Source organism: Pseudomonas sp. SJZ078 (assembly GCF_007828255.1).
Lineage (GTDB): Bacteria > Pseudomonadota > Gammaproteobacteria > Pseudomonadales > Pseudomonadaceae > Aquipseudomonas.
Map to the genome: position 1 here is coordinate 37,444 of NZ_VIUG01000012.1, position 20,232 is coordinate 57,675.

The window sequence follows — 20,232 nt, forward strand, 5'->3', positions numbered from 1 at the left end:
TTCAAGCCAGAACACGAATCCTGTGGGAGCGGGCTTGCTCGCGAAAGCGGTGTACCCGTTGATAGATGTATGACTGACACGACGCCTTCGCGAGCAAGCCCGCTCCCACAGGGTTTGTCAGTAACAGGACCTGGCGCACACCTTATTCTGGATCGCGACGCAAATCCGGCGGGATCGGCAGGTCCTTGAGTGGATCGGGGCGCTTGCCTTTGCCGGCGCGGTGCTGGCGGATCTGATAGACATAGGCCAATACCTGAGCCACCGCCAGATACAGCCCGCCAGGAATTTCCTGATCGAGCTCGGTGGAATAATAGATCGACCGCGCCAGGGCCGGCGACTCCAGCAGCATCACTTCATTGGCCACGGCAATCTCCCGGATCTTCAACGCCAGGAAATCGCTGCCCTTGGCCAGCAACACCGGAGCGTTGCCTTTGTCCGGGTCGTACTTGAGCGCCACCGCGTAATGGGTGGGGTTGGTGATGACTACGTCGGCTGTCGGGATCGCCGACATCATCCGCCGCTGGGACACCTCATGTTGCAACTGGCGAATCCGCTGCTTGACCTCCGGCTTGCCCTCCTGCTCCTTGTACTCGTCGCGAACCTCCTGCTTGGTCATCATCAGCTTCTGCTTGCTCTGATACAGTTGGATCGGTACATCGATCGCGGCGATCAGAATCAGGCCGCAGGCCATCCACAAGGCACTCCAGCCCACCAGTTGCACGCTATGGATAATGGCCTGTTCCAGCGGCTCATGGGCGATGCGCAGCACGTCGTCAATGTCCGACTGCAACACCGTCAAAGCCACGGACAAAACCAGCAAAAATTTCCCAAAGGCCTTGAGCAGCTCCATCAGGGCCGAGGTGGAAAACATGCGCTTGAGGCCTGCCAACGGATTCATCCGACTGAACTTGGGGGCCAGGCTACCGGCTGCGAACAACCATCCCCCCAGGGATATCGGGCCGATGAAAGCAGCCAGGAGCAAGAAGATCAGAATCGGCTGCACCGCTACGATCGCGATCTTGCCCGAGTGCAACAGGTGCTGCGCCATAGCCCCCGGACTGAGCAGCACCTCACGGGGCAGGGAGAAATTCAAGCGCATGATTTCCAGCAGATCCAGGGCCAACCCGCCCCCATAGATCAGCAGCCCGCCAGTGCCGGCCAGCATCACCGCAAGGGTATTGAGTTCTTTGGAGCGCGCGATCTCACCCTTTTCCCGGGACTCGCGCCTACGCTTGTCCGTGGGGTCTTCTGTCTTGTCCTGGCCACTCTCGCTCTCGGCCATGGTTCAGCGCGCCTGTGCCATGTCGCGTAGCAGCTGCAAGGCCTGGGTGGCCAGCGGCTGATATTGATTGAGAATATCCCCCAGGCTGACCCAGAAGATCACCATACCCAGCACCAGGGTCAGCGGAAAGCCGATGGAAAAAATGTTCAGCTGCGGCGCCGCCCGGGTCATCACCCCAAATGCAATGTTGACCACCAGCAAGGCCGTGATCGCGGGCAACACCAATACCATCGCGGCCCCCAGGACCCAGCCGAGCTTGCCGGCAACCTCCCAGAAATGGTTGACCAGCAGCGCACTGCCCACCGGCATCGTCGTAAAACTCTCGGTCAGCACCTCGAACACCACCAGATGTCCGTTCATGGCGAGAAACAGCAGCGTTACCAGCATCGTCAGGAACTGACCGATCACCGCCGTATTCACGCCGTTCGTAGGGTCGATCATGGACGCGAACGCCATGCCCATCTGGATCGAAATGATTTGCCCGGCCACCACGAACGCCTGGAAAAACAGCTGCAGCGAAAATCCCATCAAGGACCCGATCAGGATCTGTTCGGCCACCAGCATCAGCGCACTGAGGTCCAGGGCATGAACCGGTGGCATCGGTGGCAACCCAGGCGCGATGACCACTGTAATTGCCAGGGCGAAATACAAGCGCACACGCCTGGGCACCAGGGTCGTACCGAAGACAGGCATGCTCATCAATACGGCAGTGACGCGAAACAGCGGCAAGACGAAAGCCGCCACCCAGGAGCCGATCTGGGTATCCGTCAGCGCGAGCATCGACATCCGTCAGCCGATCAACTGCGGAATACTGCCGTACAACCGCAGGATGTATTCCATGAAGGTTTGCACCAGCCAGGGCCCGGCGATGATCAGCGTCACCAGCATGACCAGCAGGCGTGGCAGGAAGCTCAGGGTCTGTTCGTTGATCTGGGTCGCGGCCTGGAACATCGCCACCAGCAGGCCTACCAGCAGACTGGGAATCACCAGGATGGCGACCATCACGGTTGTCAGCCAGAGCGCTTCGCGAAACAGGTCCACCGCTACTTCGGGAGTCATATCGCCCTACCTGCAAAAGGTCTAAACACCGCCAAAACTGCCTGCCAGGGTACCGATGATCAGGGCCCAGCCATCCACCAGCACGAACAGCATGATCTTGAACGGCAAGGAAATGATCAGCGGCGACAGCATCATCATACCCATCGCCATCAATATGCTGGCGACCACCAGGTCGATGATCAGGAACGGGATAAAAATCATGAAGCCAATCTGGAACGCGGTTTTCAGTTCAGAGGTCACGAATGCCGGTACCAGAATGGTCAACGGTGCCTGGTCGGCACTGGCGATGTCGGTGCGCTTGGACAGGCGCATGAACAACTCCAGGTCGCTGCTGCGGGTCTGGGCCAGCATGAAATCCTTGATCGGCACCTCAGCCTTGGCCACGGCGTCCTGGGCGGTGATCTTTTCCGCCAGGTAAGGTTGCAGCGCATCCTGGTTCACCCGGTCGAACACCGGCGCCATGATAAACATGGTCAGGAACAGTGCCATGCCCGTGAGGATCTGGTTCGAGGGCGTCTGCTGCAACCCCAGGGCCTGGCGCAGGATCGAAAAGACGATGATGATCCGAGTGAAACTGGTCATCAACATGACGAACGCCGGGATGAAACTCAGCGCAGTCATGATCAGCAGGATCTGCAGGCTGACCGAGTACTCCTGGGCCCCCTGGGCGTTGGTACCGAGGGTGATCGCCGGAATCGACAACGGATCGGCAGCGAGCGCCAACGGCGCGGCCAGCATCAGGGCCAGCGCCAACAAAATGCGCAGCGGCATTACTTCTTATCCTTCTGGTCTTTACCCAGCAGTTCCATGAGGCGCTGGGCAAATTCGGGGGTAGCCTGGTCGGTGGCAGGCACCTGCACCGGCTCCTTGAGGACATGCAACGCAGTGATGGATCCCGGACTCAAGCCCAGCAGGATTTGCTCGTTGCCGACCTGCACCAGCACCAACCGATCCCGCGGACCGAGCGCGCGCGAACCGACGATGTCGATGACCTGGCCCTTGCCGGTGGGCCCCGCTTGCTGCACGCGTCGCAGCAGCCAGGCCAGCAAGAAGATCACCCCCAGCACCAGCAGCAGACCGAGCACCAGCTGTACCAATTGTCCGGCCATGCCACTGCCAGCCGTCGACGCTGCGGCCGCGGTGCTCGCGGATTCGGCCGCCATGACGCTGAATGGCAGCATCAGGGTGGTAGCGAAAAGACCTTTCACTCAGCGCAGCTTCTTGATGCGTTCGCTCGGGCTGATCACATCCGTCAGGCGAATGCCGAACTTCTCGTTGACCACCACCACTTCACCATGGGCAATCAGGGTGCCGTTGACCAGCACGTCCAGCGGCTCACCCGCCAGGCGATCCAGCTCGATCACCGAGCCCTGGTTGAGTTGCAGCAGGTTGCGGATGTTGATGTCGGTGCTCCCCACTTCCATGGAGATCGATACAGGAATATCGAGAATCACGTCCAGATTCGGCCCGTCCAGCGTCACCTGTTCGTTGCTTTTCGGCACGCTGCCAAACTCTTCCATCTGCAAGCGATTGGACGCATTGGCGCCGGTGTCCGCGGCCAGCAAGGCGTCGATGTCGGCTTGTCCGGTTTCACCGGCTTCTTCCAGGGCTGCTGCCCACTCATCAGCCAGCGACTGGTCGTCCTGGTTGTTCATATCATTAGCCATCATTTGTCCTCGGCGGGCAAAAATCAGTTAAAAACGTAAAAATTCAGCTACAAAACTCAAGGTTCGACATTGCTCAGCGGCGTTCGATCGGCTCAATCACTTGCAACGCCAGGTTGCCTTTATGAGAGCCCATCTTGACCTTGAAGGCCGGTACGCCATTGGCGCGCATGATCATGTCCTCCGGCATTTCGACAGGAATGATGTCCCCCGGCTGCATGTGCAGGATGTCCCGCAGGCGCAACTGACGCCGGGCAACCGTCGCACCGATCGGCACGTCGACATCCAGTACGTCCTGGCGCAACGCATTGATCCAGCGCTCGTCCTGATCGTCGAGGTCGGACTGGAAACCGGCGTCGAGCATTTCGCGTACCGGCTCGATCATCGAGTACGGCATGGTCACGTGCAGGTCGCCGCCACCACCATCGAGCTCAATGTGGAAGGTCGATACCACGATAGCTTCGCTCGGCCCGACGATGTTGGCCATGGCCGGGTTCACTTCCGAGTTGATGTACTCGAAGTTCACTTCCATGATCGCCTGCCAGGCTTCCTTCAGGTCGACAAAGGCCTGTTCCAGGACCATGCGCACGACCCGCAGCTCGGTCGGGGTGAATTCACGGCCCTCGATCTTGGCATGACGACCGTCACCGCCGAAGAAGTTGTCCACCAACTTGAAGACCAGCTTGGCATCGAGGATGAACAGCGCGGTGCCGCGCAACGGTTTGATCTTCACCAAATTGAGACTGGTGGGCACATACAACGAGTGCACGTACTCCCCGAACTTCATTACCTGCACGCCACCGACCGCTACGTCGGCGGAGCGACGCAGCATGTTGAACATACTGATGCGGGTGTAGCGGGCGAAACGTTCGTTGATCATCTCCAGGGTCGGCATGCGTCCGCGAACGATGCGATCCTGGCTGGTCAGGTCGTAGCTTTTGACGCTGCCCGGTTCAGCAGCGTTTTCGGTCTGCACCAGGCCATCGTCGACACCATGCAACAGCGCGTCGATTTCGTCCTGGGACAACAGGTCCTGCACGGCCATGGCGGGTTCCTACTGCAATACGAAGTTAGTGAAGAGCAACTGTTCGATCACCACTTTGCCGAGCTCTTTCTGAGCCACTTCCTGCACGCTGGCCGTGGCTTTCTGACGGAGCATCTCTTGGCCAACGGGAGTGGCGAGGGTGTCGAAATTCTGTCCGGAAAACAGCATTACCAGATTATTGCGGATCAGAGGCATGTGCACCCGCAGCGCTTCCAGGTCAGCCTGGTTGCGACCCAACAAGGTGATGCTGACCTGCATGTAGCGTTGACGGCCATTCTGGGTGTAGTTGGCGACGAATGCAGGCGCCATGGATTCGAAGATCGCTGGCTGCTTGCCCACCGGCGCGGCCTCGACCACCGGCGCAGGCTTGCTTTGAGCGCTGTGCATGAAATACCAGGTTGCCCCCACGGACACACCGATCGCCAGGAGCAAACCCACGACGATCAGGATGATCATCTTGAGTTTGCCTTTGGTTGCGGGGTCTTTTACAGCTGCTGCTTCGCTCTTCGCCATGCCAATAATCCGTCACTAATCGGGGGGTTTACGGTTGCATGGCAAGGCAGGAGCAAGTGTTATGCCAGAAGCAATTTGCGACATCCGAAAACAACTGTGGGAGCGGGCTTGCTCGCAAAGGCAGTGTGCCAGATGACATTGTCATCAACTGACACACCGTCTTCGCGAGCAAGCCCGCTCCCACAAGGGGTTACCTCACCGGTCAGGCGTAGTAATCGACCGCGCTGGTACCGATGACGCTGGTGGTAGCAGCCGCCACCTCAGCGACGTTGGCCGGCAGGTGCTCATCCGTCGAATCCACTCGCCCGCCGGAGGATGACATGCGACCGGCCTGGGCCTGCTGCTGCGCCTGCTGATCCGGGTTCTGAGAACCACGGGACTGATCGGACACGTTGACATCGACCTGGCCCATGCCCTGCTGGGCGAAACTGTCCCGCAGGCGATGCAACTGGCCTTCGAGGGCTTCGCGAACGCCGGAATGGGCACTCATGAAGGTCACTTGGGTCTGTTGATCCGGCACCATGTTCACCCGGATGTCCAGACGACCAAGCTCGGCGGGCTGCAACTGGATATCGGCAGCCTTGAGATTGGCGCTCGACAGGTACATCACCCGGTTGACCACTTCTTCGGTCCAGCCACTCTGATTCATGGCGATGGGCTGGTTGACCGGCACCGCATTGGCGGTCTTGGGCGTAGCGGCCTGGGTCAACGCCGCCAGGCGGTTGGCGAAATCATCCACGCGGGTGTCACTGGAAGCCGCGCCCAGGTCCTTGAGGCCCTCGCCGATCAGCCCACTGAACGCCTTTTCCCCGCCTTGGCTGCCAGGACCGGTACTGTTCTGGTCCGCTTGCACGGTGAGCATGCTGGCCATGCCAGCGGCAAACGTCTGGGCCGAGGTCGGCTCACCGTTGAGTGGAGCCGGGGCGGCGGTCTTGGATTGGCTGGTCGCGGAAACGTGGCCGCCCTGCTCCATCGCCAAGCGCAACGCCGGCAAAGCGTCAAGCGGATCGGCCTCGGGATCGAATTTTGGATCTTCCGGCGCGGCCGGGACTGCCGGGGCTGCCGGGACCAACGGAACGACCGGGGTCGCCACGGCAGCCGCTACTTGCGGCACAGTCGAGGCGTCCACCACGGGCGCGGGTACTACGTCGGCTTGAACCACAGGTATAGCCACATCCGACGGCAACATCGGGTCGATGACAGGATCGGCAGGGGTCGCGTTCGCTACCGGAGTCTCGGTCTCGGTTTTGCTGTCGGCATCGGCGTCCTTGTCTGCCGTGTCATCGGCCTTGACCGGTTTGTCGGCGGGCAAGGGTTTGCCGCTATCGGCAACGGTCGGTTCCGGGGCGGCAGCCGTTTCATCGCCGGTGTCCTTTTTGACGCTGCTGTCGGGGGTCTTGTCGCGCACCGGCTTCATCGCAGGCTCAGGGGCCGACGAGGATTTGACGGGGGCTTGCTGGGCGAAGACCTGGGCGAAGCTGGAGGCTCTATTGCCGAGGTCCGGAGCCGCTGCCGGCGGATTGACGGCGGCCTGCGGCTTGGCCTGGGCTGAGGCCTGAAGCAGTGTATTGGGCGTAACGGGCATAAAAAGGTCTCCGCTGCACTGAAATCATAGGTACAGTCGAGACTGGACAATGCAAGGGACGGGCCAACGCCCAGACAGTGGTGATGGGTGGCAGGTCATCACTCAGCAGTGGAAGCCTTCGCGCTCTTCCCGGTAAAGATTTCGGACATGGGCAAATTCGCTGTCGATTTCGCTGACCAGCTTCTCGATGCCGCCCAAGGAAGGCTGTTTGGCACGCTGCTCCAGCTCACCACACAGTTCGGCCAGGCGGATGGCACCCATGTTGCTGCTGCTGCCCTTGAAACTGTGGGCGGTGGCGCTCAGCTTTTCGGCGTCGCGGGCTTCATGCAGCACACGCAAGCGTGCCTCGGAGTCGTTGAGAAACGTATCCAGCAGTTCCAGATACCCTTCCTCCATGACTTCCTTCAACGTGCTGAGCACGTCGCGGTCCAGATGAATCTCGTTCACTTGTTCGCTCCCTGATCAAGAGTCGCGCGGATTATGCCAGAGCCTCCCAGAAAAACTCCACGCGGACACTACGACCATCGTCTGACCAACACGCCTGATGGCTCAACTGACGCACCAGACTGACACCTCGTCCCGACAACCGGTCGCTGTCCAGCGGCCGAGCCAACACACGGGCTACATCGAAGCCCTCACCACTGTCTTCAACCTCGATCACCAGGCGACCTCCGTCGCCGTGGGGCGTGACATGCAAATGTACCCGGATGTGACCAGCGTCCAGTTCATCCAGACGAGTGCTGCGCTCCATGTAATAGTGCGCAAAACCCGACGCGTCGCGCTTGATGCTCGAGTCGAGCCCCAACACCCCATGCTCCAGGGCATTGGAATAGAGCTCTGAAAGAACGCTGTAAAGCGCGCCGCTCTGAGCTCTGAGCCCATGCACTTCAAGCAGCAACTGCAACAAGTACGGCATCGGGTTGAAGCGCTTGAGCGTCTGCGCCCGAAACTCGAAACTCACCGACCAGTCCAGCGGACTGGATTGGCCGCTGTCGGAATAGACCGGCGGCGGCGGATTGAGTTGCGTCGGCGCGACCATCCGCACTTCGACCATGCTGAAATCGTCGCGTGCCTCGCCGCGAAAGTCCCGCAGGGCCTGCTGGATATCTTCGAAAAGGCAATCGGGTTCACGGTTGGCGGCAAACACCTGCTGCAGCCGCTCCACACCGAACAGTTGGTCATCGGCATCGCTGGTATCGATCACGCCGTCGGACAGCAGGAACACCCGGTCGCCCACCGCCATGGGATGCACTTCGGTCCGGTCATCGAACAGTTGAGGCGTGAGCACCCCCAATGGCAAGTGCCGCGCCGGCAATGGCGTGCGCACGCCAGTGAGACTGTCATGCAAGTACCCATCGGGCATGCCGCCATTCCAGATTTCCACCGTGCAGCGCTGGAAGCCCAGGCAGAGCAGCGTCGCGCAACAGAACATGTCCACCGGCAGGATGCGTTTGAGCTTGGCGTTCATTTCCCGCAGGATCTGCGCCAGGCCGTAGCCTTTGGCAGTCATCCCATAGAACACTTCCGCCAGCGGCATCGCACCGACCGCCGCTGGCAGGCCGTGCCCGGTGAAATCCCCCAGCAGGACGTGCATGTCGCCGGCCGGATTGAACGCAGCCAGCAGCAGGTCACCGTTGAACAGGGCATAAGGCGATTGCAGGTAGCGGATATTCGGTGCGCTCAGGCAGCCGGAATGGGCAATCTTGTCGAACACGGCCTTGGCGACCCGCTGCTCGTTGAGCAGGTAATCGTGGTGCCGGGCAATCTGGTCACGCTGTTCAACGACCGTGGCCTGCAACCGGCGCAGACGGTCCATGGCCTTGATCTTGGCGGCCAAAATCACCTGGTTGTAGGGTTTGGCCAGGAAATCGTCACCGCCGGCTTCCAGGCAACGGGCCAGGCCTTCGCTTTCGGTCAATGACGTGAGGAAAATGATCGGCACCAACTGGTCGCCGGCCAGTTGCTTGATCTTCTGCGCCGCCTCGAATCCATCCATGACCGGCATCATGGCATCCATCAGCACCAAGTGCGGACGTTGCTCCGTATAGATTTCGACCGCCTCGGCACCATCGGCGGCGGTGAGCACATGATGGCCCTGGCGGCGGACAATCGTCGACAACAGCAGTCGGTCAGCGGCACTGTCTTCGGCAATCAGGACCGTCAGCGACTCCAACTCGGACAACATGGCTGTCGATCAGGCTTTGCGCGGATGGACCTTGTCCTGATGGGCATGTCCTGGCTGCGGTTTGTCTTTCTCCGACTTGTCGTCTTTCGGGCCGTCGATATCGAACAGCTTGTCGAAATTGGATATCGCGAGAATCTTGCGTACATCCGCGCCGCAGTTGGTGACATTCACGTCAGCGTCTTCGCCGCCGGCATGATCACGGAGCAAGAGCAGCATGCCCAGCGCGGAGCTGTCGAGGTAGGTTGTGTCCTTCAGGTCCACGACGTAGGTTTCAGGCTTGCGGTTGAGCTTTTCGTAGGACTCGCGAAACTCCTGATGCCGTCCGAAATCGAATCGACCCTTGATCGAAATCGTCAGCTTCTTCCCATCATCGGATACTTCGGTAACGACTGACATAGTTGGCTTCCCTGTCATGGACATACGTGTACAAGGTTTAGCATCTGGTAAAGGACTGAGCAAGGTTTTGGCCCATCCAACCGATAAAATCTCGACTTCATGATCAATACGAATCCTGGCGTGGCAGGCGCTGGGATAACTCATCCAACAATTTCTGCTCGCGCTTGTCTTCCAGTTGCCTCGCCTCATCGATGTAGCGTTGCACCAGCTTGCGCAGCCCCTCTACCCGGGCAAAGGCTTCTTGCCAGCTCTGGCGTGCCTTCTCCAGGTTGTTCTGATGCCAGACCAGGCTTTGGCGCTGCTGGTCGATGGCGGTACCCAACTGCGCCAGGAAGCCTTGATAACCCAACAGCCACTGGCCGGAGACGCCATGGCTGCCGCGAGCGATCCATTGTTCCTGGTATTCGAGGCGGAAATTCTCGAGGTCTGCCAACTTGCTTTCAGCGACGGCCACCTGCCCCTGGAAATAGGCCAGCCGCTGGACGGCGGTTTTTTCGGCCTTTTCGGCCATGTCCACCACCGGCGCCAGGCGCGCCGCGCGACTCGTGGCCATGGCCGATTACCCGCCGGCGACCGGGGCGAAGATGGTTTGCAGGTGCGCTTCGCTCGCGCCCATGCCGATGTTGTCGTTCAGGCTTTGGCGCAGGTACACGGCCATCGCCGGATAGAGATTGATCGCGGTATCGGTTTCACGATCGCCACCGGGCACATAGGCGCCCACGCTGATCAGGTCGCGGCTTTGCTGGTAGCGCGACCAGTATTGCTTGAACTGCTGGGCACGCTTCATGTGCTCGGCACTGATGACCGATGGCATGACCCGACTGATGGACGCCTCGATGTCGATGGCCGGGTAATGGCCTTCTTCAGCCAGGCGCCGGGACAACACGATGTGGCCGTCGAGCACGCCTCGCGCCGAGTCGGCGATAGGGTCCTGCTGGTCGTCGCCTTCGGACAGCACGGTATAGAACGCGGTGATCGAACCACCTCCCTTCTCGGCGTTGCCGGCGCGCTCCACCAGCTTCGGCAGCTTGGCGAACACGGAAGGCGGATAGCCCTTGGTTGCCGGCGGCTCACCGATGGCCAGGGCGATTTCCCGCTGGGCCTGGGCAAACCGGGTCAGCGAATCCATCAGCAGCAGGACATTCTTGCCCTTGTCGCGGAAATATTCGGCAATGCGGGTGCAATACATGGCGGCCCGCAGGCGCATCAAGGGTGCGTCATCCGCTGGCGATGCCACCACGACAGAACGCTTGAGGCCTTCTTCACCGAGGATGTGCTCGATGAACTCTTTCACCTCACGACCCCGTTCGCCAATCAGCCCCACCACAATGATGTCGGCTTCGGTGAAGCGGGTCATCATGCCCAACAGCACACTCTTGCCCACACCGGTACCGGCGAACAGGCCCAGCCGCTGACCGCGCCCGACCGTCAACAAACCGTTGATGCAACGAATGCCCACATCCAGCGGTACGCTGATGGGGTCGCGCTTGAGGGGGTTGATGGTCGGACCATCCATCGGCACCCAGTCTTCGGCCTTCATCCCGCCCTTGCCGTCCAAGGCCCGACCGGCCCCGTCCAGCACTCGGCCGAGCATGCTCATGCCCATGGGCAAGCGACCGGTATCGGCCAGGGGGACCACCCGCGCGCCGGGGGCAATCCCGGCCACACTGCCCACCGGCATCAGGAATACCTTGCTGCCGGCGAAGCCCATGACCTCGGCCTCGACCTGTACCGGGTGATAACTGTCGTCGTTGATCACCAGGCAGCGACTGCCCATGGCGGCGCGCAGGCCCTCGGCTTCGAGGGTCAGGCCGACCATGCGCAACAGGCGCCCTTCGAGAATCGGCTGGCCGGCCAGCTCGGTGGCCTCGGCGTAGCTGCCCAGGCGCTTGCCGAAACTGGTGCGCTCAAGACGCATCGCGGCCGTCCGGCTCAGCAGCAATCAACTCGGCACCGTCCGGGTCGATGGGCGAAACGGCCGGAGGTTCGTCCGGCAACTCCAGGCTCAGGTCGGCAGCGGCCGGGTGAAGGGCCTGTTCGTGCAGTTGGTCGAAGAGCTTGGCCATGATCTGGCTGATGCGGGTTTCGACGGTCGCATCAATGCGGCTGTGCTCTGTTTCCACGCGGCAACCGCCCGGCAACAGGGCTTCGTCTTCGACGATGCGCCAGGTTTCCTCATGGCGCTCGCGCAAGGCTTTGACCAGCTCGAAATCCTGAGGATTGATGTACAGCCGCACGTTGCCCACGCCCAACGGCAAAAGCTTCAGGGCCTCGCGCATGACGTGTTCGATCTGACTCGAATCGATGGCCAGCTCACGCTGGATAACCTGCCTGGCGATGTGTTGCACCAGCCCCACGAGGGACTTTTCAATCTGGGTGTCCTGCTCGGCGATGGGATCGAACAGGTTGAGCATCAGCGACTCCAGCGCTCGCAGCTTGGCCGTCAGCGCCACGTCGGCTTCCTGACGAACCTTGAGCGAGGTGCTGTGGAAGCCTTCCTTTTCGCCGATGGCAAAGCCTTCGTTATAGGCTTCCTGACGAATGCCCTCGACTTCCTCGAGGGTCAGTGGCTGGACTTCCTCCAGCGGCACCTCTTCCATCTCCGGCAGTTCTTCCACCGGTTCCGGCTCAGGCTCGGGCACGTGGGGATCGAAGCTGGGCAACGACCAGACGTCGAAACCACCGACGTCCCGGGCGCGGATCAGGTCGCTGGGTGAATCATCACTCTTGGCAGACATAACGACCTTAGATCATCTCTTCGCCGCCCTTGCCACCGAGCACGATCTCTCCGGCTTCGGCCATGCGGCGGGCGATGGTGAGGATTTCCTTCTGCGCGGTTTCCACGTCGCTGACACGTACCGGGCCCTTGGCCTCGAGGTCGTCGCGCAACAGTTCGGCCGCCCGTTTGGACATGTTCTTGAAGATCTTTTCCTTGACGCCTTCGTCCGAGCCCTTGAGAGCCAGGACCAGCACGTCGGAGGACACTTCGCGCAACAGGGCTTGAATGCCACGGTCGTCGACATCGGCCAGGTTGTTGAACACGAACATGAGGTCTTCGATCTGACCGGACAGGTCTTCGTCGAACTCACGGATCGAATCCATGAGTTGACCTTCGATCGAACTGTCGAGGAAGTTCATGATGTCCGCCGCGCGCTTGATACCACCCAGGGTGGTGCGCGAGGCATTGGAGTTGCCCGAGAACTGCTTCTCGAGAATCTGGTTCAATTCTTTGAGGGCCGCCGGCTGCACGGTGTTGAGCGAAGACACTCGCAAGATGATGTCCAAGCGCGCCTTGTGGTCGAAGTTGCCCAGCACTTCACCGGCCTGGTCCGGGTCGAGGTAAGCCACTACGATTGCCTGGATCTGCGGGTGTTCGTAACGGATCACGTCGGCTACCGCCCGCGGCTCCATCCACTTGAGGCTGTCCAGGCCGCTGGTATTGCCACCTAACAGGATCCGGTCGATCAGGCCATTGGCCTTGTCCTCGCCCAGGGCCTGCGTAAGCATCTTGCGCACGTAATCATCGGAACCCACGCCCAGGCTGGTCTGATCGCCAACGATGTCGACGAACTCGCTCATCACCTGTTCGACCTGTTCGCGGTGCACATTCCCCATCTGGGCCATGGCCACGCCCACACGCTGGACCTCCTTGGGTCCCATGTGGCGCAGCACCTGGGCAGCGTCGGTCGAGCCCAGGGACAGCAGCAGAATCGCGGCTTTGTCTACCCGGGACAATTTGGCAACAGCGGCTCGATTATCACTCATCTGCGTTGATCCACTCTTTCACGACCTGGGCCACACGACCCGGATCTTCTGCCACCAGACTCTTGATGGCGTTCAACTGAGCGTCATAGCCTTCGCTCGGGCTTGGCAGCAGAATGCTCTGCGGCCCGCCGAGGCTGACGCGATCGTTAGCCAATTCGCCATCCAGGCCGCCCAGGCCGCCCAGCTCTACATCGCCCAAGCCAGCCAACTGCTTGTTCTTGCCACCATTGGTAATGTTGTTGAGCACCGGACGCAGCACACCGAATACCAGCACCAGGATGAACACTACGCCCAATACCTGCTTGACCACATCCCAGAACCAGGGTTGCGAATAAAACGGAATATCGGCGATGACTTCACCACGCTCCGAGGAGAACGGCACGTTGATCACGCTGACGCTGTCGCCACGGCTGGCGTCGAAACCCACGGCATCCTGGACCAGGCGAGTGAAGCGCGCCAATTCGTCGGCGCTCCATGGCGCACGGCTGGTTTCACCATTGGCCGGGTTGACCTTGACCTGATCATCCACCACCACCGCAACCGACAGGCGCGTCAAGCGGCCCTGCTGCTGCTTGGTGTGGCTGATGGAGCGGTCGAGTTCGAAGTTCTTGGTCGATTGTTGACGCTTGTCGGCCGGGTATGGCGCCAGCATCGGTTGGCCGGTGGCCGGGTCCATGATCTGCTGGCCGTTGGCGTCCACCAGCGGCTGGCCTGGCTGTACCATGCCGGCGGTGCCCGCAGCGCCCCCGGTGGTTTGCGGCGCGCTGGCCGGCGACGGCGGCTGATTGCTCAGGGCGCCGGGCACGCCTTGCGGGCCGTTGCTGGCGGTGCGCTGCTCGTTCACCGATTGCTCACTGCGCAACGCCGGTTGATCGGGGTTGAACTGCTCGGAGGTCGACTCGACCGCGCTGAAATCCACGTCTGCCGAAACTTCGGCCTTGTAGCGGTCGTTGCCCAGGATCGGTTGCAGGATGTTGTGCACACGCTGGGTCAGCATGCCTTCCATGCGGCGGCTGTAATCGAACTGCTTGCCGGCCATGGTCAATTCGGAATTTTCCGCCTGATCGGACAGCAAGGTGCCTTTCTGGTCGACCACGGTGATCTGGGACTTGCTCAACTCGGGGACGCTGGTCGCCACCAGATTGACGATGGCAACGACCTGGCCTGGCTCCAGGGCGCGGCCCGGATACAGTTCAACCAGGACCGACGCGCTTGGCTTGCGCTCGTCGCGCACGAACACCGAGCTTTTCGGAATCGCCAGGTGCACACGGGCGCCCTTGACGTTATTCAGGCTGGAGATGGTACGTGCCAGCTCGCCTTCCAGGCCGCGACGATAACGGGTCGCTTCCATGAACTGGCTGGTACCCAGGCCCTGGTCCTTGTCGAGGATTTCGAAACCGATGTTGCCATCGGTCGGCGTCACGCCGGCGGCGGCCAGCTTCAGCCGCGCACGGGCCACGTCGTCGGCCTTGACCAGCAAGGCGCCGGAATTCGGTTCGACGGTATAGGGAATGTCGGCGGAAGCCAGGGTTTCCATGACCTGCTTGGCGTCCATACCCGCCAGGCTGCCGTAGAGGGGACGGTAGTCTGGCTGCTGGGACCACAGCACCACGGCGAAACCAATCGCCACGCTGGCAGCCAGGCCGACCAACAGGCCCACCTGACGCAACATGGTCATCTCGGAGAGATTTTCCAGGAATGACAACCCGAACAGCGGCGGTTTGCCGTCTGGTGGGGTGGCCTTGGCCGGAACGTTATCTACGGCTGCTTCTGCCATGACTCAATAGTTTCCTTAGACCGGCATCTGCATGATGTCTTGATAGGCCTGGACCAGTTTGTTGCGAACCTGGGTCAGCGCCTGGAACGAGACAGTGGCTTTCTGCGAAGAAATCATTACGTCGGTCAGGTCGACACCACTTTTGCCAATTTCAAAGGCACTGGCTAATTGGTTCGACGCCTGCTGGGTATCGTTCACTTTATTGACGGCCTGGCCAAGCATGTCGGAAAAACTGCTGCCGCCCACCTGGGGGACCGCGACCGATTTTGGCTGCGACATGGCGTCCATCTGCATGGCCCGCATGTCCAGCATCAACCGATTAAATTCAATACCTTGGCTCATGGTCTATTCTCTCTGGCGGCCCGCGTTTTTTTGACGCTTACTCGATGGGTACACAGGTGTTAGCAACAAGGGTGCCAGCTCCATGGCGACGTTAAACAAATGCACACACGGATTCTTGTGGGAGCGGGCTTGCTCGCGAAGGAGGGGGTTCAGACGACGCAATATCGACTGACAGGCCGCTTTCGCGAACAAGCCCGCCCCACAAGGATTTCCGGTTCAAACAACTCAACTGGCGAACAGATACGCCTCGACATCCATCCCCGCGTCACGCATCTGTGCCAGCTTGTAGCGCAGGGTGCGCGGGCTGATACCCAGGCGCTCGGCCGCCTCCTTGCGACGGCCGCGCTCGGCGCGCAGGGTGTCGATGATCATCTGGAATTCGCGTCGACGCAGGTCGTCTTCCAGCCCGCCGGCCGACTCGCTTTCCACCTCGACCCTCGGCGGGACCGGCACCAGCGTCGGCAGTGGCGCGCAGGCCACGGGGCCCGCCAGGCAGAAGTCCTCCGGCTGGATCAAACCACCCTGCTGCAGGATCAATGCACGCTGAATGGCGTTATCCAGCTCCCGCACGTTTCCGGGCCAGGGATAGGCAATCAGACAGGCCTTCGCCTCGGGCGACAGCCTTGCCGCTGCATGCTTCATTTTATTGACGTGCCGGGCCAGCAGACGCTCGGCCAGTGGCAGGATATCGGCAGTGCGCTCACGTAATGGACGCCAGGCGAGAGGGAATACCGACAGGCGGTAGTAAAGGTCCTCGCGAAAACGGCCTGCCGCCACCTCGCCGGCCAGATCCCGGTTGGTGGTCGCCACCACGCGAATATCCAGGCTGATGGGCTTGCGCCCGCCCACCCGCTCCACTTCCCGTTCCTGCAAGACCCGCAACAACTTGGCTTGCAGGCCCAAGGGCATTTCGGAAATTTCATCGAGCAGGATGGTGCCGCCGTCGGCCTGCTCGAACTTACCCGCCTGGGCCGCAATGGCACCGGTAAACGAGCCTTTTTCGTGACCGAACAGCGTCGCCTCGAGCATGTTGTCGGGAATCGCCGCGCAGTTAATGGCAATGAACGGTTCATTGGCGCGACGGGATTGCTGGTGGATGTAGCGCGCCAGCACTTCCTTGCCGGTGCCCGATTCACCGGAAATCAACACCGTGGAATCGCTGCGCGCCACCCGTGCGGCCAATTCGAGCAATTGGGCGCTGGCCGGTTCGAGCGCCACCGGCCCCTCCCCCTCGACCGCAGGAACGCCCAGTGCATGGCGGGCCACCAGATCGAGCAGCGCCTTGGGCTCGAACGGCTTGACCAGGTAATCCGCAGCGCCCTGGCGCATGGCGTCCACCGCTCGCTCGACCGCCCCATGGGCCGTCATCAGCAAGACCGGCAACTGCGGTTGGCGCGCACGCAACAGCCCCAGCAATTGATGGCCGTCCATGCCGGGCATGTTCACATCGCTGACCACCAGGCTGAAGGTTTCCTGGCCCACGGCCAGCAGTGCATCCTCCGCCGAACCGACCGCCGTGTAATCGTGCCCGGCCAACACCAGTGTATCGGCCAACGCTTCGCGCAGGGCCCGGTCATCCTCAACCAGCAACACCTTGATCGCCATCGACTTCACTCCACCTCCGGCGCGCCGGAAAACAGCGGCAGGAACACCATTGCACAGGTGCCACGACCCAGCCTTGAACGCAGTTGCAATTCTCCCTGATGAGCGCGGGCCACAGCCTTGACCACGGTCAGGCCGAGCCCGGTCCCGGTAGTCTTGGTGGTAAAGAACGGCTCGCCGAGACGCGCCAGCACTGCCGGCTCGATCCCGCCGCCATTGTCGCTGACACACAGGCGCAAGGTGTTGTCTCGGCTATACAGGTGAACCTTCAGTCGCACATCTTCGCCACTGGCCTGGATGGCATTCTCGATGAGGTTCAACACCGCCCCCACCAAGGTGTCGCGGTTGCAGAGGACTTCCCCGGCATGGCTGTCGCACTGCCAACGGATTGGCAGACCCTGCACATGAGTCAATGCCGCGGCCTGCAGGGATTGCAACAGGGCTTTCGGGGTGACCCGGTCAGTCAATGGCAGCTCGCCACGGGCGAACACCAGCATGTCCCGCACTTGATGCTCGAGCTCATGCAGGCGCTCTTTCAGACGCCCGGCGAAACGCTGCTGGGTTTCCATTGGCAACTGTTGCTCGGTCAAGTGACTGGCGTACAGCAACGCGGCGGACAGCGGCGTGCGGATCTGGTGAGCCAGGGATGCCACCATGCGTCCCAGGGACGACAGGCGTTCATGGCGGGCCAACTGGTCTTGCAGGTGACGGGTTTCAGTCAGGTCGTTGAGCAGCACCAACTGGCCGGGTTCGGCGTCCAGCGAACGCGTCGAGATAGACAGGCGCCTGCCGTCCTTGAGAGACACTTCATGACCGTCGTCCTCACGGGGGGCGAAGCAACGCGCAATGACGTGTCGCCACAGCTCGCCCTCGAGCGGCAACCCGAGCAGCTCGCAGGCCGCCGGGTTGGCTTCGCGAACAAAACCATGGGCGTCGATGACAATGACGCCACCAGGCAACAGGTCGAGCAGGTTCTGTAGCCGGTTGGCCAAGCGCTCTTTTTCCGCCAACTCCTGCATGCGCTGAGCGCTGACCACCGCCAGCTCGCCCTTGAGCTCAGTGACCCGGGCTTCGAGCAGGCTGTAGGAATCGGTCAACTGGCTGGACATCTGGTTGAACAGCGAAAACGCCTGCTCGAGCCCAGGGCGACTTGCCTTCTCGGCGGACGGCATGAGCCCCGACTCAGGGACAGGAGACATCTGGACGTGGGCGGCTTGGCTCATCGAACTCTCTCGCTTTGCTGACCGTCAGTTAAACGATCTGTTGAGAGAGCTTTAGCAATAGCCGTGCCGGAAGGTGGTAAACATGAATCGAGCTGTCGCGGGGGACTTTGTGGCGAGGGAATTTATCCCCTCGCCACAAAAAATCAGGCGGTCATGAGACAGGCGTCAATCATCCGCCTGTTCATCGCCTTCACGACGACTCATACCGTACTTGCGCATCTTCTCCACCAGGGTGGTGCGACGGATGCGCAGGCGTTCCGCTGCGCGAGCCACGATACCGTTGGCGTCGTCCAGGGCCTGCTGGATAAGACCCTGCTCCAGGCCACCCAGGTAATCCTTGAGATCAAGGCCTTCCGGCGGCAGCAAGGCACTGCTGGTGAAGTCCGGTGTGTGGCCGTTGATCGCCACGCGCTCTTCCAGATCGCTACGCAGGGTATCGACCATTTGCTCGTCTTCGTCGTCGACGTAGCGGAATTTCTTCGGCAGTTCAGCCACACCGATCACACCATAGGGGTGCATGATCGCCATGCGCTCCACCAGGTTGGCCAATTCACGGACGTTGCCCGGCCAGCCATGACGGCACAGGGACATGATCGCCGCCGAATTGAAGCGGATCGAACCGCGCTTTTCGTGCTCCATGCGCGAAATCAGCTCGTTCATCAGCAGCGGAATGTCCTCGACGCGCTCACGCAGCGGAGCCATCTCGATCGGGAACACGTTGAGGCGGTAGTAGAGGTCTTCGCGGAAACTGCCGACCTCGATCATGCTCTCGAGGTTCTTGTGGGTCGCGGCGATGATCCGCACGTCGACGCTCTGGGTCTTGTTGCTGCCCACGCGTTCGAAGGTACGTTCCTGCAGGACCCGCAGCAGCTTGACCTGCATCGGCAACGGCATGTCACCGATTTCGTCAAGAAACAGCGTGCCACCGTTGGCCAGCTCGAAACGCCCGGCCCGGCTGGTGATCGCGCCGGTAAAGGCGCCCTTCTCATGGCCGAACAGCTCGCTTTCCAGCAACTCGGCCGGAATCGCACCGCAGTTCACCGGCACGAATGGCGCTTCGCGACGCTTGGAGTGATAGTGCAGGTTGCGCGCAACCACTTCCTTGCCGGTGCCCGACTCACCCAGGATCAGCACACTGGCGTCCGTATCGGCGACCTGCTGCATCATCTGGCGTACGTGCTGGATCGCCCGGCTGGTGCCGACGAGGCTACGGAAAAGGTTGGGTTCGCGATGCCTGCCGCGCTCACGGGCCTGATCGTACATTTCGCGGTAAACCTGGGCGCGATGCAGCGAATCGAGCAATTTGCTGTAGCTGGGCGGCATTTCGAGCGTGGAAAGCACTCGGCGACGCTGGTCTTCAGGCAAGTCAAGGGAAGAATTTTCGCCCATTAACAAAACCGGAAGGAACTCATCCCAGGTTGAGAGTGTCTTTAGCAAGCCCAAAAGAGTTGCGGGGGCATTTACGGTCCCGATAAGGACACAAATGACTTCACGACTGGAAGCCAGCGAGCCGACAGCCTGCTGCCAGTCATGGCTTCCGCAAGGTAAATTTTCTTCGCCAAGAAAATTTAAAATCACCGCCAGGTCACGGCGGCGGACGCTGTCGTCATCGATCAGGAGAATTTTGGTTTCACGCCACATGCAATAGCAACTTCCCTAGTCAACTCAGTGCCCGAAATTAGGGGGCAAGCTAGACGCTTGCAGACTTGTCATGCCTGTAGACGCCTGAAATCTGTAAACAGCTACTAGTTAAGTCAAAAAACGGTGCACAGTCAAATTTATGGCGCACTTTGT

Annotated in this window: 20 protein-coding genes and 1 pseudogene; all 21 read right to left on the reverse strand. The window is 60.8% G+C overall.

What is annotated here, in order from left to right:
- Positions 1–142 precede the first annotated feature (142 nt).
- On the reverse strand, positions 143–1,282 hold the full coding sequence (gene flhB / locus FBY02_RS13240; protein ID WP_144928233.1) for a flagellar biosynthesis protein FlhB: 1,140 nt from the start codon (positions 1,280–1,282) through the stop codon (positions 143–145).
- Between the two features lie 3 nt (positions 1,283–1,285).
- Complete coding sequence (gene fliR / locus FBY02_RS13245) at positions 1,286–2,068, reverse strand: flagellar biosynthetic protein FliR (protein WP_144928235.1); 783 nt, start codon at positions 2,066–2,068, stop codon at positions 1,286–1,288.
- A 3-nt stretch (positions 2,069–2,071) separates the two neighbouring features.
- Positions 2,072–2,341: a flagellar biosynthesis protein FliQ gene (fliQ, locus tag FBY02_RS13250; protein WP_144928237.1), complete on the reverse strand. Its 270-nt coding sequence runs from the start codon at positions 2,339–2,341 to the stop codon at positions 2,072–2,074.
- Between the two features lie 21 nt (positions 2,342–2,362).
- Positions 2,363–3,112 carry a flagellar type III secretion system pore protein FliP gene (gene fliP, locus FBY02_RS13255; protein WP_144928239.1) on the reverse strand — a complete coding sequence of 250 codons (750 nt, stop codon included), beginning with the start codon at positions 3,110–3,112 and terminating at the stop codon, positions 2,363–2,365.
- Positions 3,112–3,522 (reverse strand): flagellar biosynthetic protein FliO, encoded by a 411-nt coding sequence (fliO, locus tag FBY02_RS13260; RefSeq protein ID WP_144928369.1) that lies wholly within the window; start codon positions 3,520–3,522, stop codon positions 3,112–3,114. Before fliO ends, fliP begins: the two co-directional genes overlap by 1 nt.
- Before the next feature lie 27 nt (positions 3,523–3,549).
- A complete protein-coding gene (gene fliN, locus FBY02_RS13265) occupies positions 3,550–4,008 on the reverse strand; it encodes a flagellar motor switch protein FliN (protein WP_144928367.1) in 459 nt (152 codons plus the stop codon).
- 73 nt (positions 4,009–4,081) lie between these two features.
- Entirely contained in the window at positions 4,082–5,050 is a 969-nt protein-coding gene (fliM, locus tag FBY02_RS13270; RefSeq protein WP_003184019.1) for a flagellar motor switch protein FliM, read from the reverse strand.
- A gap of 9 nt (positions 5,051–5,059) precedes the next feature.
- Positions 5,060–5,563: a flagellar basal body-associated protein FliL gene (fliL, locus tag FBY02_RS13275; RefSeq protein ID WP_144928241.1), complete on the reverse strand. Its 504-nt coding sequence runs from the start codon at positions 5,561–5,563 to the stop codon at positions 5,060–5,062.
- A gap of 202 nt (positions 5,564–5,765) precedes the next feature.
- Positions 5,766–7,148 (reverse strand): flagellar hook-length control protein FliK, encoded by a 1,383-nt coding sequence (locus tag FBY02_RS13280; RefSeq protein WP_144928243.1) that lies wholly within the window; start codon positions 7,146–7,148, stop codon positions 5,766–5,768.
- Between the two features lie 102 nt (positions 7,149–7,250).
- On the reverse strand, positions 7,251–7,595 hold the full coding sequence (locus FBY02_RS13285) for an Hpt domain-containing protein (RefSeq protein WP_144928245.1): 345 nt from the start codon (positions 7,593–7,595) through the stop codon (positions 7,251–7,253).
- Between the two features lie 31 nt (positions 7,596–7,626).
- Positions 7,627–9,333, reverse strand: coding sequence for a fused response regulator/phosphatase (locus tag FBY02_RS13290; protein ID WP_144928247.1), 1,707 nt, complete (start codon positions 9,331–9,333; stop codon positions 7,627–7,629).
- A gap of 96 nt (positions 9,334–9,429) precedes the next feature.
- Positions 9,430–9,729 (reverse strand): annotated as a pseudogene (locus FBY02_RS13295) (STAS domain-containing protein); the annotation flags it as partial.
- 103 nt (positions 9,730–9,832) lie between these two features.
- Positions 9,833–10,282: a flagellar export protein FliJ gene (gene fliJ / locus FBY02_RS13300; protein ID WP_144928251.1), complete on the reverse strand. Its 450-nt coding sequence runs from the start codon at positions 10,280–10,282 to the stop codon at positions 9,833–9,835.
- Positions 10,283–10,288: 6 nt separating this feature from the next.
- A complete protein-coding gene (gene fliI, locus FBY02_RS13305) occupies positions 10,289–11,647 on the reverse strand; it encodes a flagellar protein export ATPase FliI (protein ID WP_144928253.1) in 1,359 nt (452 codons plus the stop codon).
- On the reverse strand, positions 11,637–12,467 hold the full coding sequence (fliH, locus tag FBY02_RS13310) for a flagellar assembly protein FliH (protein WP_144928255.1): 831 nt from the start codon (positions 12,465–12,467) through the stop codon (positions 11,637–11,639). The genes fliI and fliH overlap by 11 nt, the downstream gene beginning before the upstream one ends.
- A gap of 7 nt (positions 12,468–12,474) precedes the next feature.
- Entirely contained in the window at positions 12,475–13,494 is a 1,020-nt protein-coding gene (gene fliG / locus FBY02_RS13315; RefSeq protein WP_053154943.1) for a flagellar motor switch protein FliG, read from the reverse strand.
- The gene (fliF, locus tag FBY02_RS13320; RefSeq protein ID WP_144928257.1) at positions 13,487–15,271 is read right to left on the reverse strand and encodes a flagellar basal-body MS-ring/collar protein FliF; all 1,785 of its coding nucleotides are present in this window, start codon (positions 15,269–15,271) and stop codon (positions 13,487–13,489) included. The genes fliG and fliF overlap by 8 nt, the downstream gene beginning before the upstream one ends.
- A 15-nt stretch (positions 15,272–15,286) precedes the next feature.
- The gene (gene fliE, locus FBY02_RS13325; RefSeq protein ID WP_041020343.1) at positions 15,287–15,613 is read right to left on the reverse strand and encodes a flagellar hook-basal body complex protein FliE; all 327 of its coding nucleotides are present in this window, start codon (positions 15,611–15,613) and stop codon (positions 15,287–15,289) included.
- Between the two features lie 225 nt (positions 15,614–15,838).
- Entirely contained in the window at positions 15,839–17,218 is a 1,380-nt protein-coding gene (locus tag FBY02_RS13330; protein WP_144928259.1) for a sigma-54 dependent transcriptional regulator, read from the reverse strand.
- A 5-nt stretch (positions 17,219–17,223) separates the two neighbouring features.
- Complete coding sequence (locus tag FBY02_RS13335; protein WP_178111894.1) at positions 17,224–18,414, reverse strand: PAS domain-containing sensor histidine kinase; 1,191 nt, start codon at positions 18,412–18,414, stop codon at positions 17,224–17,226.
- A 189-nt stretch (positions 18,415–18,603) separates the two neighbouring features.
- A complete protein-coding gene (locus FBY02_RS13340; RefSeq protein ID WP_047701651.1) occupies positions 18,604–20,079 on the reverse strand; it encodes a sigma-54 dependent transcriptional regulator in 1,476 nt (491 codons plus the stop codon).
- Positions 20,080–20,232: the final 153 nt, after the last annotated feature.